The 20556-nt window shown below is 40.3% G+C and carries 14 protein-coding genes and 1 pseudogene; 10 read left to right on the top strand and 5 right to left on the bottom strand.

All coding sequences use genetic code 11. From position 1 onward, the window contains the following. The gene (locus tag C427_RS21215) at positions 1 to 3300 is read right to left on the bottom strand and encodes an nSTAND1 domain-containing NTPase (protein WP_007641329.1); all 3300 of its coding nucleotides are present in this window, start codon (positions 3298 to 3300) and stop codon (positions 1 to 3) included. Positions 3301 to 3834: 534 nt separating this feature from the next. On the opposite strand from C427_RS21215, the gene C427_RS21210 reads away from it, so the two are divergent. Together C427_RS21210 and C427_RS21205 are read left to right on the top strand one after the other, a co-directional pair. After that, positions 3835 to 4641, top strand: a complete 807-nt coding sequence (locus tag C427_RS21210) for a YiiX/YebB-like N1pC/P60 family cysteine hydrolase (protein WP_007641327.1) — start codon at positions 3835 to 3837, stop codon at positions 4639 to 4641. Between the two features lie 114 nt (positions 4642 to 4755). Further along, a complete protein-coding gene (locus tag C427_RS21205) occupies positions 4756 to 5373 on the top strand; it encodes a LysE family translocator (protein WP_007641325.1) in 618 nt (205 codons plus the stop codon). On the opposite strand, the pseudogene C427_RS27935 reads toward C427_RS21205, so the two are convergent. Continuing rightward, positions 5370 to 5719 (bottom strand): annotated as a pseudogene (locus C427_RS27935) (DUF3703 domain-containing protein). The gene C427_RS21205 and the pseudogene C427_RS27935 sit on opposite strands and share 4 nt — an antisense overlap. A gap of 222 nt (positions 5720 to 5941) precedes the next feature. On the opposite strand from C427_RS27935, the gene C427_RS21195 reads away from it, so the two are divergent. Then, on the top strand, positions 5942 to 7162 hold the full coding sequence (locus tag C427_RS21195; RefSeq protein WP_007641323.1) for a M24 family metallopeptidase: 1221 nt from the start codon (positions 5942 to 5944) through the stop codon (positions 7160 to 7162). Between the two features lie 157 nt (positions 7163 to 7319). On the opposite strand, the gene C427_RS21190 is transcribed toward C427_RS21195, so the two are convergent. Next, positions 7320 to 9095 (bottom strand): arylsulfatase, encoded by a 1776-nt coding sequence (locus C427_RS21190; RefSeq protein WP_226991244.1) that lies wholly within the window; start codon positions 9093 to 9095, stop codon positions 7320 to 7322. 69 nt (positions 9096 to 9164) lie between these two features. Here C427_RS21190 and C427_RS21185 point away from each other — a divergent pair, with 69 nt between their 5' ends. After that, positions 9165 to 10085 carry a LysR family transcriptional regulator gene (locus C427_RS21185; RefSeq protein ID WP_007641319.1) on the top strand — a complete coding sequence of 307 codons (921 nt, stop codon included), beginning with the start codon at positions 9165 to 9167 and terminating at the stop codon, positions 10083 to 10085. 148 nt (positions 10086 to 10233) lie between these two features. Here C427_RS21185 and C427_RS21180 read toward each other — a convergent pair whose 3' ends face one another. Further along, positions 10234 to 11238: an AraC family transcriptional regulator gene (locus tag C427_RS21180; RefSeq protein ID WP_007641317.1), complete on the bottom strand. Its 1005-nt coding sequence runs from the start codon at positions 11236 to 11238 to the stop codon at positions 10234 to 10236. A gap of 183 nt (positions 11239 to 11421) precedes the next feature. Here C427_RS21180 and C427_RS21175 point away from each other — a divergent pair, with 183 nt between their 5' ends. From C427_RS21175 to C427_RS26590, 6 genes are all read left to right on the top strand, one after another. Beyond that, positions 11422 to 12909: a flavin-containing monooxygenase gene (locus C427_RS21175; protein WP_007641315.1), complete on the top strand. Its 1488-nt coding sequence runs from the start codon at positions 11422 to 11424 to the stop codon at positions 12907 to 12909. Positions 12910 to 12924: 15 nt separating this feature from the next. Further along, the gene (locus C427_RS21170; protein WP_007641313.1) at positions 12925 to 13719 is read left to right on the top strand and encodes an SDR family oxidoreductase; all 795 of its coding nucleotides are present in this window, start codon (positions 12925 to 12927) and stop codon (positions 13717 to 13719) included. 45 nt (positions 13720 to 13764) lie between these two features. Then, positions 13765 to 14403 (top strand): alpha/beta hydrolase fold domain-containing protein, encoded by a 639-nt coding sequence (locus C427_RS28360; protein WP_015431305.1) that lies wholly within the window; start codon positions 13765 to 13767, stop codon positions 14401 to 14403. Next, positions 14346 to 14807: an alpha/beta hydrolase fold domain-containing protein gene (locus tag C427_RS28355; RefSeq protein ID WP_269079237.1), complete on the top strand. Its 462-nt coding sequence runs from the start codon at positions 14346 to 14348 to the stop codon at positions 14805 to 14807. The genes C427_RS28360 and C427_RS28355 overlap by 58 nt, the downstream gene beginning before the upstream one ends. A 174-nt stretch (positions 14808 to 14981) precedes the next feature. Further along, complete coding sequence (locus C427_RS21160) at positions 14982 to 19295, top strand: DEAD/DEAH box helicase (RefSeq protein WP_007641309.1); 4314 nt, start codon at positions 14982 to 14984, stop codon at positions 19293 to 19295. A 770-nt stretch (positions 19296 to 20065) separates the two neighbouring features. Continuing rightward, entirely contained in the window at positions 20066 to 20239 is a 174-nt protein-coding gene (locus tag C427_RS26590) for a hypothetical protein (RefSeq protein WP_153810673.1), read from the top strand. Positions 20240 to 20330: 91 nt separating this feature from the next. Here C427_RS26590 and C427_RS21155 read toward each other — a convergent pair whose 3' ends face one another. Beyond that, complete coding sequence (locus C427_RS21155; RefSeq protein WP_007641306.1) at positions 20331 to 20528, bottom strand: hypothetical protein; 198 nt, start codon at positions 20526 to 20528, stop codon at positions 20331 to 20333. Positions 20529 to 20556: the final 28 nt, after the last annotated feature.

Here is a 20556-nt window from a genome sequence, read left to right as displayed (position 1 = left end):
TTAATTTTCCTTATTTTGGGTTATGAATTGATTTACGTTAATTCCCATTTTAGCTAAAAGTTGTAATTCGTTAGATACCAAACTGAGCTGCTCAATACAGTCATAGGCTTGTACATAGGGCACTAAAAAGTAGGGCGATTGGCTCTTACTTATTAAGGGGCGCAATCGTTGAATGGTCTTTTTGCATACATTGTGGGCTTTGGTTTTTTGATTTTGTTTCAAAAGCTGTTTCGCTTCTAACACTTCAAAATTGGCCAATATTAGTATTTCGTTAGAGCTAGTTGTTATTTTCTTTTCGTCAGGTAACAATTCCATGCTCGCTTGATGGATATATTGTTTACTTTCTTGCCAAAGCTCTTTTATTTGAAAGTAATCAATTGCCATTACAGAAACGGCCAGTGACTTTTGTTGGTAACTAAAGGTGGTGTCGGTCAACTCAGAGGAATGACTTATTAACATTTCAGATCTATTATCTAGCTTGGCATTTAGGCCGGCCTTAAGAAGGTGAACTCGTAATAAATCATAATGCCAATACTGATTGTTTTTATCTTGCTCTAGGGCTTTATGCAAAAGGTTTTCTGCTACTGTCAGTTTATCGACAGCCTGCTTATATTCGTCCTTGATATTAAATATTTTTGCTTGCGCTATGTTTGAAAGTATCAGCAATTCCATTATTCTCGCGTTGTCTGGAGAGGACTTTAGGAGCTGTTCTAAAATTTTTTGCCCTTGTTGCATGTATTGAACTGAGTCAGTCAACTCTCCAAAATGCAGTTCGATTTTACCCAACCAAGACAATGTGCCAGCAATGTCAATTTGTAAGTCACTATTTTCTAGACTTTGACTTAATGCACGTTGTTTCAGAAATAACGAAGTTTTAAATGCTAATTTTGCAAGTTTATATTCTTGTAACTCCAAGTATAAGGAACCTAGCGTGTTTTGTGCATAAGACAACTCGATCCAACCAACTATGCTCTCTGGCTCTAGCTGTTTCATCTCTTCACTATAGTTCCGATACAACTCAAACAATGGTTGTGCGGTTTCAAAATCATTCTGATCATAGGCCAATTGTCCTAACCAAAATGCATTCGCCCCTAAGGTCTTTAACAACTCTAAATTATCAGCTTGTACAACATACAGCTTATTTAATATCACTTTCGCGGCAGTAAATGCCTGCTTAGCCTCATCGGCTTTAGCCCGAGAATAGGCCACCTCACCCATAGCACTCAATGTCTGGGCATGTTGAAACTTAGCCTTAAAATTCAAATTTTGATTCGATAGAGAAAATATACTACTACTGTCGTATTCATCCTCTTGTTGACTAAAATACTCCAACGCCTTATTACTGATCCCATCCAACAAATCCATACGTTTAACGCTACGTAACTTGTCTGCAAATTCCCCTACCATAAAACCAAGTAGACTTTCTGCATCGAGGCGTTTTTGCTGAGCAAATACTTCAGATTGCTGGCTTTTTACGCTCATAAATATTGCGGTAAAAGTTAGAAAACACAATAAGGTAATAGTCGCTCGAGTTAACCAACGTTTGGTTTTAACTTTTTGTTGTGAGGCATTAAGCAGAGCCAACTCACCGGCATCTAAAGTAAACACCGGCATACTTTGCAGGCTAAGAGCTTCTTCTAAGGGTTTACCTTGAGGCAGTAAATAAGCCGAACTTCTGTCTTCTTTAAGCCAGCGTTCGGTTAGTTGCTGCAAGCGACTTTTAATCGTAAGGCTGTCTTTGTGAGCAGTGATCCATTCACTGGCTCTGGACCAACGTCTTAATAAAGCTTCGTGAGCCAAACTAAAACAAGGTTCGTTATTTTGTAAGTGAGACACAAATAAACGACTGTTAACCATGGCTTGCACAAAAAATATTTCATTGACTTGGGATAATTCTGACCAGCGAGCAGCGCGGCTAGTGATGGTTTCGCCGTCTTGGCTTAGTGTTACAAGGCGTGATAACACCACTGCTAATTGGGGTTGGTGATCGGCAGGTAATTGCTGATAAATTTCTTCAGCCTTTTTACCAATTGCCCCTTCAATGCCACCTAGTGATTTATAGACAGATACCTGCAATTCATCAGCCTCACTGCGCTGCAAATATAGTTCTTGTAAGGTGTATTGCAACATGGGTAATGCGTCTGGGTTGTTGGCTGCTTCTGCACATAATATTTGGTCAAGAGGTGTGGCTGAATCAACATCGACCGACCATGTTAAGTTTGCTGCTACTGCAGGTAACCTGATCATTTGCATCAGTTCTGCGCGGGTCGGGGCTAACAAGTCAAAATGCCCACCGTTTCCTTTATTTGCCATTAGACTGGGGTGATTCACCACTAAAGGGTAAAAATCATTACGACAAGCGCTGATGACAATAATGACACCGCTGGTGGCGAGGATTTCAATTAACCCTAAAAAAGCGACTCGCTCATCATCACTAAAAACAGGTGACGACAACAGGACTTCAAGCCGGTCGATAAATAATAAAAATAGCGGTTTACTGTAACTTTGCTGTGTTTGTTTAAGTGCTTGAATACATTGTTCGATTGAAGTATTGCTGTCTTTTTGCAGCTGTTGGGCCAAGTTTTCGGCACTCATACCTGCAAATACTGGCTGATCGTTTACGTCCCAGTCGAGTAGGGCAGAGGCTAAATCGATAAAAAGTCGTTCAGGGTTGACGTCGGCAAAATCAATACTGGTGTGTGATATCACGCCAATACCGTTATACCCATTTTGGCTGGTTAACGCTGGCAACAAACCGGCATTTACTAAAGATGATTTGCCGGTGCCGCTGGGGCCTAAAATTAAGCAAAAAGTATGTTTGGCACTGACTTGGTTTGATAGTCGTTCTAAAAGGGTTGAAATCTGAGTATTACGGCCAAAAAATACTTGAGCGTCTTTGGCTTCAAAGGCCACTAAACCAGGAAAGGGGGAGGCGCCCTGCCAGCTACTTTGTTCGGCTTTAAGCTCATCATCAAGAGGAAAGTCTAGCTTGGCAATGATGTGGTAGCCGCGTTTACGGATGGTTTCTATATAAGTAGGTGTGCTGGGTTTGTCGTCTAGTGCTTTGCGCAATTGGGTAATGGCTTTGTGAACTGGGTTGTCTCCAATAACCATACCCCAACATCGGCTGGCGATATCATCAGCACTTAATATTTGACCTTGCTGCGCACATAAAAGTAGTAATACATCCATTGCCTTGGGCTCAAGCTGTTTAATCAGCTCGCCACGGCGCAAAGTATTGGTACTTGGGTTAACTTGCCATTCACCAAGGAAGAAAATACGGGTCTCTTTTATTGGCAATGTCTGGTCCACGTTTTATCTATAAAGAATACGCCCCTAGATAAAGTTGGCAGTAAAAATAAGAACGTTAAATTTGCAGATGTCATATTTTGCTGCTTATTTTTAAGCTGTATACAGCTTTAAATGATGTGCTTAAAACAAATATAACTGATAGTAGAGGAGTTATCACCTATGAGGTGAAAAAGATATATGTGAATAATCATAAAGTTTTATACCTTAATTTAGGTGTTAAGAAGCAAGTGAGGGAGGAATTTGGTAAATAGAAATTCGTTAAATTACGAAGACTTTTTAGCACTTCAAGATAGTGTCCTCTGACCTTTAAGAAGAAAATAGAGGAGATTTACCCAACATGGTATTACTGTATTCACCCACATAATTTACGATAACATGAGATCTTTAAGAGATGATGTCGGTAAAGCATGGAAGCCGACGGCAAAGGCCACACTAGTAACATCAGCTCGGCAATTTCCGACTAGTTAGTTCAGAACGTATTATTAGAAGTGCTTAAACGGTTTAAAGAGATAAGAGTGTCGAATGAGTTTATTGAATAAAATTGGCCGTGGCTTAGCTACGTATTTGGAAAAGCCGAGCGGGTCTATTCAACCTTCAACTTGCAAACCAGAATTGTTGGCTGCAACGATAAGGGTAGGTGATGTATTGTTGGTGGATGGTTCAAGTCGGATCAGCACTGCTATTAAATATCTCACTCAATCTACTTGGTCCCATGCTGCTTTGTGTATTGCCGATGACAGCAATAGTGCAGACCCAAATTGTGACAAGGTGACTTTAGTAGAGGCGGATGTACTCGACGGTATAAGGATAATAGCGTTGAGTCATTATGGACACTTACACACTAGGATATGTCGCCCGGTAGGCCTGAATGATGAAGAAATAGAAAGTGCTGTTACGTTTGCTAAGGCCCAAGTTGGATATCAGTACGATATGAAAAATGTGTTTGATTTAATGCGTTACCTAGTGCAAACACCGCCGGTACCCAAACGTTGGCGCAGAAAAATGATTGTGCTGGGCAGCGGTGATCCAACTCGCGCTATTTGTAGTTCGTTCATTGCTCAGACGTTTCAATCAATTCGTTATCCGATTTTACCGGATGTTTTTTTTGAAGAGCCAAATCTTTCTTTTGAAGGCCCAAACACCGTTTTTGAGAAAGCCAAACATACATACAGTAAAGCCTCTTATGACGAGGTGTTACAAATTCGCCATCACAGCTCGTATGTGCCTAGAGATTTTGACCTGTCTCCCTATTTTAATATCGTCAAGCCTACCCTAAATGCAAATTTTGACTACCACACTCTAGAGTGGAGTGAGTATCAACAGAGTTAGCTAGGTAGTCTTAAAAGGTATTAAGCCGAAATTTTAAAGGTTAATACGTTATAAAATTCCCAAACCACCGGTAGAGCCGTAAGATACACCTAGTTTTTCTTTTGATGATCTTATATGCCAACTTTTGCCACACTCGTCGTATTTATTCCCACTATATTTTTTATTTCTATTACGCCAGGTATGTGTATGACGTTGGCTATGACCTTGGGACTGAAAGTGGGCTTACGCCGCACCTTATGGATGATGCTTGGGGAAGTGTTTGGCGTAGCCCTCGTTGCTGTATCTGCAGTGATGGGCGCTGCCGCAATAATGCTAAATTACCCCACATTGTTTGTTTGGTTTAAGTGGATAGGCGGCCTGTATCTGATTTATTTAGGCTGCAAGATGTATTGGTCGGGTACTCAGCTGTCACTTAGTACAGAGATGGACTTAGCGCTTAATCGATATGCCCTAATATCCCAAGGTTTTGTCACCGCCATCGCTAATCCTAAGGGATGGGCCTTTATGCTGTCTATTTTGCCGCCATTTATAGATGCAACCCGACCTATCACTTTTCAACTTATGGCCTTAGTGATTATTATCATGCTTAGCGAGTTTATCTGTATGTTGATTTATGCAACAGGAGGAAAGGGTTTGAAGACCCTTCTCAACACAGGCAATAATATTAGATGGATGAATGGCATTTCTGGCACACTGTTGATAGGTGTAGGTGTTTGGTTGGCTTTGAGTTAGTCAGTTTTTGTGCTATTGGCCTTAGTTATGATAGCAGCGAGTTTAGGTGAAACAGGTAACACCTTAAAAGGGTTCATATTAGTCCCATCAGTATTTCCTGTAGGAATAAACCCAATAGCAGTTTTTGTTGCTGCCCCAACTATACGTATAACTTGACCTAAATCCTCTTTAATATTGACCTGCCTCACGGCCGAAACAACATCAAAGCATGTGCTTTGGTGTGCAACAGAGTGGATGCCTGTCCTAACACACGGGCGTTTTCTAAATGTGTAAACTCAACTATAACATCGCCTTGTTTTCTTGCTTGTTTCGCTAATGCTAATCCTTGATCAACGAAAGGTTCTATATTTTTGTAAATGTGCTTAGAGATAAATATGTGTCCTCAGGTTTCGATTGATACTTTGTTTAACGAACAAAAATATTACAGTCATTATAAATACAAGGTTACCGAAAGTGTCACCACATTCTTAACGACATATCTGGCACAATAGGGCGATATTATATGTCTTATTAATCGCATAAAACGGTCCCTAAGTTTGTAATTTGTAAGTATCTAAAAAGGATAAACATGATAACCATAGGTATAGGCACTCAAACACCAGAGCAAGCATTAGCCACATTAAGTGATATGACAAAGACGCTTATTCCAATCCAACCTAAAGAACACCTAGCACGCATTGCTAAAGCACAAACTTACATGCAAGCAAATAATATTGATGCTATTTACCTCAATGCGGGCACAAATCTTACGTATTTCACGGGTATGGAATGGTACGCGAGCGAGCGTATGGTCGGCGCGATATTGCCTGCAGTTGGCATGGTGCAATATATAGCGCCCTATTTTGAAATAGGCACTCTAAATGGTTTTAAGGTCATAGATGGGCCAATACATAGCTGGCAAGAACACCAAAGCCCCTACGTTTTATTTGTAGATGTATTAAAGCAATTAGATATAAGTGATGCCGCGACCATAGGTATCGATGAAAGTGCGCAGTTCTTTATATTCGACGGTATCAATAAAGCTCAAACCGGCTTAAACCTGATCAATGCACAAGAAGTGACAGCCCATTGCAGAATGCACAAATCCGCAAATGAAATAGCTTTAATGCAAGCGGCAATGAACATGACACTTGCTGTACATCAAGCTACAGCAAGTATGCTTTATGCAGGTATCAGCACTCCAGAAGTAGAGGTTTTTATTAAACGCGCACACCAAGCAGTGGGTGCGCCGGGTAACTATTTTTGTATTGTGCTTTTTGGCGTCGCCACGTCATTCCCCCATGGTGTTAAGGATGCACAGGTGCTAAAGGCAGGCGATATGGTATTAATAGATACCGGCTGTAAAGTGCATAATTATTTATCAGATATTACCCGTACTTATGTTTTTGGCGAGCCAACCTCTAGGCAACGACAGTTTTGGGATCATGAAAAAGCCGCACAACTCGCAGCCTTTAACGCCGCCAAAATTGGTGTACCTTGCGAAGCCGTCGACGATGCAGCCCGTGGTTATTTAGCATCACAAGGGTTAGGACCAGAATATCAAACCCCCGGCTGCCCGCATCGTACCGGCCATGGTATTGGTCTAGACATTCATGAGTGGCCGTATTTAGTCGGAGGCAATAAGACACCTCTTGCTACAGGTATGTGTTTTAGTAACGAACCCATGTTGGTGGTACCTGATGAGTTTGGCATTCGTTTAGAAGATCATTTCTATATGACCGACCAGGGCCCACGATGGTTTACTGAGCCAAGCAATAGTATAGATAATCCGTTTGGATTAGATAAATAATAGAATAACGCAACCTTAAAGTAGCTAAAACATCACTCGAAGTCTTGAGGTTAGAGTCTTGAGATTTTCCTTGGAATTGGACATTTCCAACAAACGTAAATTGCATTTCATTAGTCTAGATGGTCCATCCAGACATTGTCATTAAGCTTACATTTTTTTAATGCTGATGGTCTTTGATTCGTTTTAGATTTTTACCCAGCTGTTCGATCACATGATAATCATCAGTCACCTCGACCATATTAATGTCGCTCTGATACACCTGATAATCAAGCAACATCTCTTGGAAGCGTTTGGGTTGGGCTGTGGCTAAATCATAACGCTCCACAGGATCGGTTTTAATGTTAAACAAGCGCCATTGTTTATCCCCAAATGGAGGAAAGTTGCGTACTAATTTGTAATCTCCTTTAAACAAAGCTGCGCTGCCAGCAAGTTCATAAGCAACCACATCTTTTTCGGCATAGACAGTTTCGTTTACGCCTGTTAACACCCCGACTTGACTGCGGCCCATGATCGGTACTTTAAATTTATCTACCGCGTTGGTTAAGCCAGCTAAATCCAATATTGTTGGCACAATATCCGTAATGTAACTAAAGCTATGTGTGACTAAGCCTTGTTGTAATTGTTTTGGGTAATGCACAATTAATGGTGAGCGCATCCCGCCTTCGGATGCTGAACCTTTATACCAACTCAAAGGTGTCATCGATACATTTGCCCAACTTGGTCCGTAGTTAGCATAACTGCCTTTCTCACCTAGTGTTTCAATATCAGTGGTAAAATTTTTCTGAATATAATCAGGAAATATTTTTTCAATTTCATTGTTATCTGCCCCGTTATCGCTCATGAACATGATGACGGTATTATCAAATAAATCCGCTTGTTTTAGATATGATAACAAGCGCTCAATGTTGTAATCCATCCGTTTGACCATGGCAGCATATACGGCCATTTGTTTGGTGCGATAAGCTTGGTCTTTTTTAGACAATGTACTCCACTGTTCAACCCTTGGTAACTGCAATGCTTCTAACCCCGGCGGCATCAAACCAAGCTGCACTAGACGGGCGTAACGTTTAGATTTAATCACATCCCAACCATCTTGATAGTTAGCGAGGTACTTTTCGGTTAATGCTTTTGGTGCTTGATGTGGGTAATGCACAGCCGTAAAAGCCAAGTAGGCAAAAAATGGTTTTTTAGGATCGCGTTGTTGTAAATATCCCATGATATTGTCGGTATAAAAATCTGAAGAATAAAAATCTTCCGGTAAGTTGATTTCATTGGCGTTATCAAAATAATGAACATTTTTGTTATGGGGTAAATAAGGCTTTTTCTCCCAATTATCAGCACCGGTTTCCATTAACGAAATCGATTGATCAAAACCTCGATTAACCGGTAAGTTATCCGTCTGCATGCCTAAATGCCACTTCCCAGATAAATACGTACTGTAACCATTACGCTGCAAAATAGTCGAAACAGTTTCTACACGAGTGTTGAGTTCACCTTCATAACCTGGTTGCCCAAATTGATTATCATCCATAATAATTCGCATATTACCAAGGCCATTAAGGTGATTGTCCACTCCTGTCAGCAACATGCTGCGAGTAGGAGAGCAGGTTGCTGCCACATGAAAATTAGAGAATTTAACACCGCTCTTTGCTAGCGAATCAATACCTGGGGTATCGATTTCACTACCGAAGCTGCTGATGTCGGAATATCCTAAATCATCAGCTAAAATAATTAAAAAATTTGGTTTTTTATTATCAGCCTTAGTGTTACTGAGCTTACTTGAGTTTGAACTTAGACGTTGTGTTGCAGACACAACATGAGTGTTAAGCAAGAGCGACGTGATAACCACGACACGTATAAACCAATTGAGTTGAACCATCATTAAAACCGCAGCGTTACTGTTAAAGAAAAATAATGTAACTTGAATAGTCATTCTATTTTGGAATATAATAATTCCAAAAACTTTAAAGGTAGATGAAGCCAAACAAACTAAAGAGAAACAATGAACATCAAACTGCTGGAACATTTTGTCAGTGTCTATGAACATCGTAATCTGACTAAAGCTGCCGGTGCCATTGGTGTCACGCAATCGAATATCAGTAAAAGTATTCAAAAGCTTGAGTCACAGTTGGCTGTTTTACTTTTTGACCGCCATACCCGTGATGTTGCACCCACCCCAGCAGGTAAAGCGCTTTATCGAGATGCGTTAGACTGTATTTCAGCCATGCAAACATTGGTGTCCCATGCGCGTTTTTTTAGTCATGGTGAAAAAGGCATTATTAATATTGGTTGCGGGCCGTTGATCCATGAGTTGCTCCTAAAACCGTTAATTCATGAAATTATTAGCCGTGATGCGGATATACAAATTCATGCCAGCACGGGACGCTTTGAGGATCTTAAACATGGCCTTGATAATCATTCATATGACTGCTTGTTATATGATGTAGGGGAATTACATACGCTGCATGATCCCCAGACCTATGAAGTCATTCCACTGCTTCAAGCCCCTGTTTATGTGGTCGCCAATCATGATCATCCCATTCATCAGCAAACCCCAGTGCTGGATTATTTGTTTCAACATAAATGGGTGTTACCACCCATTCCGCAACGTTATATCCGGCATTTACCCCCACAATTTCAAACCTTTTTATTAAATTCTAATAAACCCGATTTCGAAGTGACTGATTTGCCCCAAGCATTAGAATTAGCTGAACAAAATGGTTTAATTACTATTGCAGTTGGTGATTTGCATCGGGATGAATGGCAACAACGTTCTCTGACCGCTATTGAGTTACCGTTTAGCATTAGCAGTGATATTGGCTTGTGGCGTATGCGCTCACGGCAATTAACGCCAAGCTTAGGGGAAATGATTAAAATGTTAAAAACACTCAAAAGTAGTAAAAGACCGAATAAAAGGAGTTAATGAAATACGTTTGTGTGATGGAGCTTTTAAATTTTTTTGATGATTTAAACGTTACAGCCCTTCAACAATTACTGAGTAAAGGAAGTATAAAATTCCGAATATTACTATTTAGTATTTTTTTTATAAGATGTTAGGTGTTGTGTGCTTTTTAATTGTTTTTTGACTGCTTTCGGTGCTGGCTTGGAGTTATATTTCTGCAGCGCTTAAAGCTGTGGCTAAAATTAGCACCATCGCTAAAGCCTAGTCGCTCGGCAATTTCATCCAATTTCATTGGGTTTGATAACAGCTCTTCTGCTATGCCTATACGCACCTCATCACGCACTTGTCGCCAACTTGTTTGCTCTTGTTTTAGTTGGCGATGTAATGTGCGAGTTGTTCGGGATAAATAATCTGCTATATCTTGCATAGACGAGGTTAAGCCGAGGTGCAGTAAAGTGTCTTTAACCTGCTTCTCTATGGGTTTCCAATTTTGTTTTTGCTGCAGCAACTGACTGCATTGTAGTTCACATATTTTAGCGGTTGCAGCATTCGCTTTTACCAAGGGGAGATCCATCTGCTTGGCCACCCAAGCAATGCCGTTAAAATTTGCATCAAATTGAATTTCAGCCCCCAATAATTGCTGCAGAGCATCTAGTGATAAGTCCGGTGGTTGAGGTGACGTGAATTGTAAGTTTATAGGTAAATAGCCACTTTCAAACACTTCTCTTTGGATCATAGCAGCGCCCATCATGTCCCTAGCTAAAATAAGTTTTCCTAATTCACCCGCAATATCACATGAAAACCTAAGAGATAAATTCTGATTAATCTCTATTAACTCAATTTTTGAATAGACATAGGTTAAATCTAAAAAACGTAAACCTAATTCAATCGCTTTTCTCGGGGTGCTGCTCGCTAACAGGGCATAACCCATGATGCCATAACTGGTAAGGTGATAACGGCTGCCCAATTCCATTCCTACCTTAAATGGGCTGGTGGAATTCATCATTAAATTTTTAAGTACATGTAACTCTTGTTTGTCTTCAACCTGCTCGTCGTGAGCGGTTAGTTGAGAGCTCACCAGCCCCGAGCCTTGCAGTAAAAGGTCCACGTCAATCCCCAGCTCAGCGCCATAGGCAATAATAATTTGCACACTAGTAATGTTACGAATTGTCATAATATATGATGAGTATGTCTTAAAATCACAAATATAAGTCTATTTAGAGCGTAGATCAATGATGAATAATTTTCTATTCTAGATATGTATACAATATGTTAATTATCTTTGAATCGTGAAACATAGCTTAATCACAGTCAAAGTAGCCATAACGAACAGCGATAATAATATTTAAGGTGCCTCATGCCCCAAGTAAAACGTAACCCGTCAGTTGTCATCATTGGTGCAGGCATGACGGGGATGCTCATGGTCATTAAACTGCGTAAAGCGGGTATTACTGACATTGTTGTTTTAGAAAAAAAGGATTCAGTGGGCGGCACGTGGCGAGAAAATACCTACCCTGGGGCAGCGTGCGATGTGCCCGCTCACATGTATACCTATTCGTTTGAACCTAACCCAAACTGGAGCCGTTTTTTTGCCCGTGGGCCAGAAATAAGAGACTATTTTGAAAACGTGGCTGATAAATATGATGTGAAACGCGACATCCGATTTAATGAGGAGGTCACCGATGCGCAATATGATCGTGGGAAATGGACAGTTAAAACCAGCAAAGAGCAAACCTATGTAGCGGATTTTATTGTGTGTGCGACGGGTATATTGCATCACCCTAAGTTTCCAGATATTCCAGGAATTGATGACTTCAAAGGCGCTAAGTTTCATACAGCACAGTGGGATCATGACGTAAAAATATCTGATTCAACCCGTGTTGGTGTGATTGGTACTGGCTCCACTGCCGCACAAACTATCCCCGAACTGATTAATACAGGGGCTAAAGTTTCCGTTTTTCAACGCACTCCACAATGGTTAATGCACTTACCAGATTTTAAGTTCTCAAAAACCATGAGAAAATTGATGACCCGTTTTCCTTTGCTCACAAAAATGCATCGTAATCTGGGGAAAGCTTTTTTAGAGCACTTTTTTACCAAAGCAGTAACCGGTCACTTTATACAAAAACATGTATTAAATTTTTTATGCAAAGCCAACTTAAGATTCAGTATAAAAGACAAGAGATTGCGTGAAAAATTACAACCAAACTATCAAGTAGGTTGTAAGCGGGTCATCATCAATACCACCTTTTATAAAGCTATTCAAAAGCCTAACGCGGAATTAATTACTGACACAATTGAGCGTGTCACTGAAACTGGCATCATCACCAAAGACGGTAAACATCATGAATTAGACGTTCTGGTCTTATCGACTGGGTTCAATGCCTTTAATTTTATGCGTCCCATGAACCTAATCGGGCGCAATAATTTGCATATTGATAAAGCTTGGGAACATAAAATCAAAGCCTATCGTTCAATGATGCTAAGTGGCTACCCAAATTTCTTTTTAATGTTAGGTCCAAACACACCAATTGGTAACTTTTCTGTTATCGCTATGAGCGAAGTGCAAGCCGATTACCTTATAAAAATGATTGATAAATGGCGTCATCATGAATTTGATGAATTTGAAGCTAAGCAAGAGGCCATTGACGAATTCACTGCCTATATAAAAAAAGGTTTGAAAGGCACAAGTTGGGTGGGTGGATGTCAAAGCTGGTATTTAGATGCCGACGGCGACCCCATTTTATGGCCATATACATGGCGCAGATGGATCGATGAAATGAAAGAGCCCCAGATGGAACATATTGAAACACGGTCATTCAGACAAGGTCATTTTGATAGCTAACTCTGGGCCTCTTACATGAACACAAACAGCATATTTATTACAGGTGCAGCTGCCGGTATCGGTTTAGCAGCGGCTCGGCATTTTCATAAAATGGGTTATGTGGTTGCTATGGCCGACTTAAATTTCTCCCTCTTAGAAGAAGTAACTGAAGAATGGGATAAGGCGCGGATTTCTTTATACCCATTGGATGTGAGTGATTTTTCACAAGCTCAGCAAGTCATGTCTGAGTTTTGTAAAGGGAATGATAATAGCTTATCAGTGTTATTGAATAATGCTGGCATTCTAGACGTTGGCGCATTTGAAGATATAAATAACAACCAGCACCAGCGAGTTATCAGTGTCAATGTAGTGGGGGTGATAAATTTATGCCAAGCAGCATGGCCGTACTTAAAAAATAATAACAAAAATAGCGGCAAAGATAATAACAAAAGCACCATTGTAAATATGTCATCAGCTAGCAGCGATTATGGTGTGCCAGAATTAGCCAGCTATTCGGCCAGTAAATTCGCAGTAAAAGCGCTAACGGAGGCGCTAGAACTAGAATGGCAAAAATATGGCATTCGAGTTTGTGATGTCATGCCGCCATTTGTTGCTACTAATATGCTCAATTCACAGAAAAAGACTGCAAAAGTAATGCAACGATTAGGCACTCATCTAACGGCTGAAGACGTAGTGGCTGTGATTGATAAACAAGTAAGGCAGCCAAATACGCATAGAACAGTCAGCGTATCTTATGGTTTACTGCATTTCCTGAGAACTGTTTCTCCCGCGTATATCAATCGCTTAGTTATGAAATTTTTGAGTCGATAAAGAATTTTTTTCCCACCGAAAGAATCGTAAAAAAGGTCATGCAGAATGAATGATTTCAACAAAGAAAATGAAAAAAACGAAGAAGACGAAAAATACCAAGAAAGTAAAAAATTGCAGAGTGAGCAGTTAGAAGCTAAACAATTAATGATTGCGAAGCTATTGTCATTCATGCCACCACTTCACAAGCTGCCACCCAAATTATTCAGACCTATATTTTCGATGATGGATCGAATGTTAGGACTTAAGAAAATTGAGATGCACAAAGTTGTTGATTTGAATATCCCTGTTAGTACTCATAACAGTGACGCTACAACCATAAAAATTCGTACGTACTATCCAATAAATCCAATAGAAAAAACGCCTCTTAAAACGTTAGTATATTTTCATGGGGGGGGCTGCGTCATTGGCAGTATTAATACGCATGATCGATTTTGCCGATATTTAGCCAAACACGGCAACATGAATATTATTTCTGTGGATTATCGACTGTCCCCTGAATATAAATTTCCAACGCCAATTTGCGATGCGATTGATGCTTGGAACTATATCCATGACAATCACAAAGCACTGAATATCCATCCAAAATACATCGGTGTCGGTGGCGACAGTGCAGGCGCGTATCTAGCATGTTTAATTGGACTCAGTACATTACACACACACAGCTGCCGGTGCAGAGCAAAGTAAAACCGCAATTTCAGTTTTTATTGTATCCCATGTTCGACTTGCAAGGCCTGACGGAGTCTTATCGACGTTTCAATAAACAGTTACTGCTAACGCGGGATCTGATGGATTATTTTAGACAACATTATTTAAATTCTTTAGACGAAGCCGCGCTTCCACTAGTAAGCCCGCTCATAACAAACGACATTAGCGAGTCTCCAGACAGCTATATCTTAACCCTAGGATTTGATCCATTAAGAGATGATGGTATAGAGTATGCCGTACGGCTAAAAGCGGCAGGTATATCAACACATCACGAACACTATGCTGATTGTATGCATGGTTTTATATCAGTGACAGCTGTAAGCGCTCGCGCTAAACAAGCCACTCATAATGTGGCTATGGCTTTAAATAAGTTTAATCATTAATCCCAGTACTTGATGCTAAAACACAGAATCTCTATTAAAATCAAGACCTTTTGTGTGAAATTCATACGTTTATAGAAATCTTATTTTGCATCGGTGAGATCCATTGTTTACGAAGGCAATTTTTGTTAATTTCACGTCATTGAAAAACGAATATTCATTAAGAACCACACTACTATGAAGCTTGCTGTTTTAATCCAGCCATCAATCCATCTACAAATAGAATCTTTATATCACGCTTTCTTAGAGCTAAATGCAGCGGAACAAACCATGTTGATGATTTTAGCTGTGGTGTATAAACCTATTGGCATTAACAAGTTAGCGCATGTAATTGATATATTAGACAGTAGAGGTTTTTTGCCGCAAGCAAAAAAAGAGTATCGTTTAACGGTGCAGCAAAAAGAGCAATTGACTCAACTGTCGTTATTGATCCCTAACCGAGAGGGACTACAACTCAATAGATTGCTTACCAACCGTTTAACCGCTGAGATAGATCAATTTCACGCACTATTTACGCTTACAGCTCATGGCCAATCACATTCAACCTTACTTGAGATCATCACAGCCGTTGAACAGGTTGTGCCAGTGGTAGACAGCTACAGTTGGCAGAACAGAGAGGTCGATAGAAGCAGAGTTATCCGAGACCTCTATTATTTGAATCAAACAGAACAGCTTACAGCTGCCTTAGCGCTCAATAAAAACCCACAAATTATTAATCATAAGCAAAATCGAATTTTAGTTGAAATTCTATTTTTACCCTTTGATTTAAGCACGTTTTTAGAATTACCTAAGGTGCTGCAATACCAGGCGTTTGCCACCCTGATCAGAACTTTTCAAGTAGAAGGGCAAAGTTGTGCTTACCCGGTGCAATTATTAGAGCAAGTTTGCGCTGCAAATTCTGACAGAATAAGCCCCTTATACAATATCGACTGCCATCATTTATTGGCAGAACAGTATTTGTATCAAATGCGATTTAGCGATTTTGAGCGCATACAAGTTATCCAAGATATCAGCAGTTACGGCTTGCAGTTACAAGGTACATATTGCTTTTTAGTCGGTGAAAACCAGCAAGCTATTGATTATTTTGAGCAAGCTATGCTCGCTAAAAACAAACTGACAAAACGCAAAAAACAGTATTTAAATGACGTGTTGGGGTATTTCTATAAATTGGCATTGATGGTTCAAGGGAACCAACAGGATGTAAGTTATTTTTCAAATGCCATACAACAAGTTGAATTTGAAGACAGCGACCGTAAATCTGATAATGATTTTTTCTATATAGGGCAAGGTGTTGTTAAACCGATTCAGAGCTTACTGTCGGGCGAAAAATATAATATAAATATTGAATTTAATAGCGTTGATGATGAGATTGATTTTTTCTCTCATCAGCTTTGCTATTTTAATTATTTATTGGCGCAGGTTTGGTGTAACCAAAGCAAAGGCCCAGGATGGGCTAAAGTAGCATTAAGATACCAAGCACATTTTAAGCAACTGGCTTACCCCTTATTTGCACAAATATGTTGTCAAATGGCAGCGAGTTTCATTGATGAAAAGCCCGATCTGAAGAAACAGTCAGACCTTGCATCCGAATCGGTATTAATCGATGTCAGCAACCTGATAGAAATTAAATCAGAGTGGGACTTAGCGCTAGATAAATTAATTGCACTGAATCCAAATGCTGAAAAAAATGTGGCACCGAATGCAGTAAAAACAGTCAAGCCAGTGCGTTTGATTTGGGAATTTGAGCAGAGTTATGGCCATACATTAACGGCTCGTGAGCAAAAGTTTAATAAATCAGGTTGGAGCAAAGGTCGAGTCGTTTCGTTAAAGCGTTTGAAAGAAGAAACCGCATTATTCGACTACTTAAGCGAAAGCGATAAGAAAATTTGTCGTGCAATCGATGCTCATCAAAGTTGGGGATATTACTCAAAACTTGAATACACACTGCAAGGATTGTCGGCACTCAAAGCAGCAGTGGGAATAGACAACTTATACCAATCAGGTGATTTAAGCCAAGTTATTGAAATCATCAAGCGCGAGCCTGAATTATTGGTTAGTCAGCATGGAGACCAACTTTGTTTAAGTATCGCGGATTTACCCGATGATATTAGCAGTGACGAGGGGCAGCCCGCTTACGATTTAAAGTCTGTTACTGATACACAATATCAGCTTACGGTGTTTTCGGCTGAACATCTCAAAGTGGCCGACATCATTGGCGAGGCAGGTTTGTTAATTCCAATCAGTGCTAAGCAAAAAGCGCTAGCAGGTATTGCGGCTATTGCGCCATTTTTAAATATTCAATCTGATATCACAGAGCTGGATACCGGGTTAGAAACCCATGAATGCGACCCCAATTTAGTGGTGAATATTCATCCAATCAAAAACGGGCTAACATTTACCTGTGTGGTGATGCCATTTGGTGAAACAGGGCCTGCATTCAAACCTGCGGTTGGTAATGCCAGTTTGACTACCGATTTAAACGGTAAGCGCATGGCAACCCAACGTGACCTAGTGCGCGAAGAAACATTATTGGACCAACTCGACCAAGCTTGTCCCGCTTTTTTAAATATGCCAGATAACATCTTACTATTAGACGATCTACAAACTGCGCTAGTCGCGCTAGAGCAGTTAGAGATGGCCATTACTCAAGCACCCTTTGATTTAGTGCTGCGCTGGCCAAAAGGCAAAAAAGTAAGCTTAACCAAGAAATTAGACAGCGCACACTTACAAATTTCATTTAGTCAAAAAAACGAGTGGTTTGATATTACTGGCGACTTGCAAATAGACAATGAGCAAGTACTTGACCTACGAAAACTGCTTGAACTGGTCAAAACCAGTAATGGTCGCTTTATAGAGCTTGGCCAAGATCAAATACTCGCCCTGTCTGATGATCTTCGCCACAAACTCGAATTAATCAATCAAGTCACCGATGATGGTAAATTTCACCCATTAGCTAGCTTGCAAATGGAGGAAGCCACAACAGGGATGCGCATGAAAACAATTCATGCCTGGGATGAGCAAACCCTAAAAATGCACCAAGCGAATACGATTGAACCGCAAATCCCCTCGACGTTTCAAGCGCAATTACGTGACTACCAACTAGTGGGGTTTGACTGGGCATCGCGTCTTGCGCATTGGGGCGCAGGGGCTTGTTTAGCCGATGACATGGGCTTGGGTAAAACGTTACAAGCCCTTGCTATTTTACTGTCGCGGGCTAAGCAAGGTCCCAGTTTAGTCATAGCTCCCACATCAGTTTGTTTTAACTGGCAACAAGAAGCGTTAAAATTTGCGCCTACGCTGAATATCAAAATATTTGCCGACACAGCTAACACCGTCCAGCGTCAAAAATTGTTAAACGAGTTAAGTCCGTTTGACTGCGTGATTATAAGCTACGGTCTGCTTCAAAGGGAACATGAAATACTGAAAGGCGTTCACTGGCACAGTATAGTAGCCGACGAAGCCCAAGCATTAAAAAACCCATTAACCAAACGTACGAAAGCCGCCGTCGCATTAAAAAGCGACTTTAAAATGATCACTACCGGCACACCCATTGAAAACAACTTAACCGAACTATGGAGCTTATTCCGCTTTATTAACCCTGGTTTGCTGGGTAACATAAAACGCTTTGGGGAACGTTTTTCAGTGCCCATTGAAAACGCAAACGAAGAGCCGCTCGCCGCGCGTAAAGCCAGCCAAGCACTTAAAGCGCTGATCCAACCGTTTATTTTACGGCGCATGAAAAACCAAGTATTAACTGAATTACCATCCCGTACTGAAATTAATATTCGAGTAGAAATGAGTCCCCAAGAGCGTGATTTTTACGAAGCGCTGAGACTCAATGCAATAGACAACATCAGCCAAAACGAGCAACAAGCCAATGCAGGCGAACAGCGAATTAAAATGCTCGCCGAGTTAGTGAAACTACGCCAAGCCTGCTGCCACCCTAAATTAGTGATGGCCGAAACCGACATACCCAGCGCCAAACTAGCCGCCCTTGATGAGTTATTAGAAGAGCTAAAACTAAACAATCATAAAGCGCTCATTTTTAGCCAGTTTGTTGGGCACTTACAATTAATCAGACAACACATTGAAGCCAAAGGCTTTAGTTATCAATATTTAGATGGCTCCACACCGCAGAAAAAAAGGCAAAAAAGTGTTAACGCCTTTCAAAGTGGGGAAGGAGATATATTTCTAATCAGCCTTAAAGCCGGTGGCTCAGGCTTAAACTTAACCGCTGCAGATTACGTAATACACATGGACCCATGGTGGAATCCAGCGGTAGAAGAACAAGCCTCTGACCGCGCTCACCGAATAGGCCAAACCCGCCCAGTAACCATTTATAGGCTTATTGCTCAAAATACCATAGAAGAAAAAATTGTCGCGCTGCATCAGCATAAACGCGACTTAGCAGACAAACTACTATCGGGTAACGAAGCAGTCACTAAGCTGTCGGTAGATGACATGTTGAGTCTATTGAAAGAGGCATTTTAGCTAGGGTTAACTAACCAAGGTCAGCGTAATGTTAAATTTAATTGAGCCTCTTTTTTTATTCCATCTGTATTTCACTCTTTCTAGTCGTCATTCTTCGTCCGGTTAGACGCCTTATTTCCTAATTGAATTTATCATTATTTGCGATCATATCTTTATTAATTCTATTTCTTATATCTTCTAATAATTTGCCTTCTACATGATATTTAAACAATTTACGATATGCTTCTATCCCTCACGTTCTTTACCTAAAGCCATATACAATTGATGAGGAGTACACAATTTGGATTCTTTGCCTAATGTATTCAATAGTCATGCATGAACTTTTACCTGACACTTTTTTGTAATATTCCTCAAGGCAGCTAAGACTAGATCACTAAAATAAGTCATCCCGCTATTACCTCGTTGAATGCCGTGTTGTGCGACATTAACTGGTGAAACCCTCACTAATCTTGCCATATGTTATTTTACTTATTTCTATTGAAGTAGAAAAAGTATGGTGAATAGTTAACTTTACACTGACGCCAGTTATTTTGATTAAGCAGATAAAATGCGGGTTGTTGCAGGTAACGTTAACATTGACGAGATCAATGGTATAAAAGTAGGTACCGTAGTTGACATATCAGTTAATTATCAAATTGATGACAAGCAAAGTATATATGTCGTCATGGTTCGACAAGGAATACGCAGCTACATGTCATCACGGTGGCTTATAAATTGGTAAACTGCGCTGATTAAAAGCTGGCTATAGATATCAATTTTAGAAAGTGATTATGATGGCTGCAGACAAAGCATTGGGGATTGTTACAGTATCTGAAAATGATGGTACTGAAGTGACGAGTCGTCCTTTAGGCGATATATTTCCAATAGGTTCGCTGGTAGTGCAAGATGATAAGAATGCAATCATAATGAATGGCATTATAATATTTAAAACTTGTTTCTGTTGAATATCCACTTGATTTTATCACACTGATAATAAAAATCTTGCTCAACAGGGTAAACTAACTTGCGCCATTATCGCATACAATGAAGTGCGTATTATGGCTCAAAATCGATATCGTTTTGTTGCGTTATATGCGATAACTCCGCAACTAGGCGCTTTTTATAGCGTCTCTGGCGGCGGCGCGCCGTTGCTGCATTTGCACGCCATCCTGAACGTTTGTCAGACACAACGTCCTCAATATCACTAGCATTGTCAATACGCTTTGCATCGCTGAGTGAAGTTCGTTTTGGCATAGAGTTCTGTTCTAACTAATTAATGAAA

It is taken from the genome of Paraglaciecola psychrophila 170 (assembly GCF_000347635.1).
GTDB lineage: Bacteria > Pseudomonadota > Gammaproteobacteria > Enterobacterales > Alteromonadaceae > Paraglaciecola > Paraglaciecola psychrophila.
Note: the sequence above shows the minus strand (reverse complement) of the source record. Positions and strands in the feature narration are given on the sequence as shown.

What these genes read in the sequence shown, in the direction of transcription:
- C427_RS21170 (WP_007641313.1), top strand. Translation starts at nt 12,925, where the DNA reads ATGAACACAAACAGCATATTTATTACAGGTGCAGCTGCCGGTATCGGT.
- C427_RS21155 (WP_007641306.1), bottom strand. Translation starts at nt 20,528, where the DNA reads ATGCCAAAACGAACTTCACTCAGCGATGCAAAGCGTATTGACAATGCT.
- C427_RS21175 (WP_007641315.1), top strand. Translation starts at nt 11,422, where the DNA reads ATGCCCCAAGTAAAACGTAACCCGTCAGTTGTCATCATTGGTGCAGGC.
- C427_RS28355 (WP_269079237.1), top strand. Translation starts at nt 14,346, where the DNA reads ATGTTTAATTGGACTCAGTACATTACACACACACAGCTGCCGGTGCAG.
- C427_RS21190 (WP_226991244.1), bottom strand. Translation starts at nt 9,095, where the DNA reads ATGACTATTCAAGTTACATTATTTTTCTTTAACAGTAACGCTGCGGTT.
- C427_RS21185 (WP_007641319.1), top strand. Translation starts at nt 9,165, where the DNA reads ATGAACATCAAACTGCTGGAACATTTTGTCAGTGTCTATGAACATCGT.
- C427_RS21160 (WP_007641309.1), top strand. Translation starts at nt 14,982, where the DNA reads ATGAAGCTTGCTGTTTTAATCCAGCCATCAATCCATCTACAAATAGAA.
- C427_RS21205 (WP_007641325.1), top strand. Translation starts at nt 4,756, where the DNA reads ATGCCAACTTTTGCCACACTCGTCGTATTTATTCCCACTATATTTTTT.
- C427_RS21180 (WP_007641317.1), bottom strand. Translation starts at nt 11,238, where the DNA reads ATGACAATTCGTAACATTACTAGTGTGCAAATTATTATTGCCTATGGC.
- C427_RS21210 (WP_007641327.1), top strand. Translation starts at nt 3,835, where the DNA reads ATGAGTTTATTGAATAAAATTGGCCGTGGCTTAGCTACGTATTTGGAA.
- C427_RS26590 (WP_153810673.1), top strand. Translation starts at nt 20,066, where the DNA reads ATGATGGCTGCAGACAAAGCATTGGGGATTGTTACAGTATCTGAAAAT.
- C427_RS28360 (WP_015431305.1), top strand. Translation starts at nt 13,765, where the DNA reads ATGAATGATTTCAACAAAGAAAATGAAAAAAACGAAGAAGACGAAAAA.
- C427_RS21195 (WP_007641323.1), top strand. Translation starts at nt 5,942, where the DNA reads ATGATAACCATAGGTATAGGCACTCAAACACCAGAGCAAGCATTAGCC.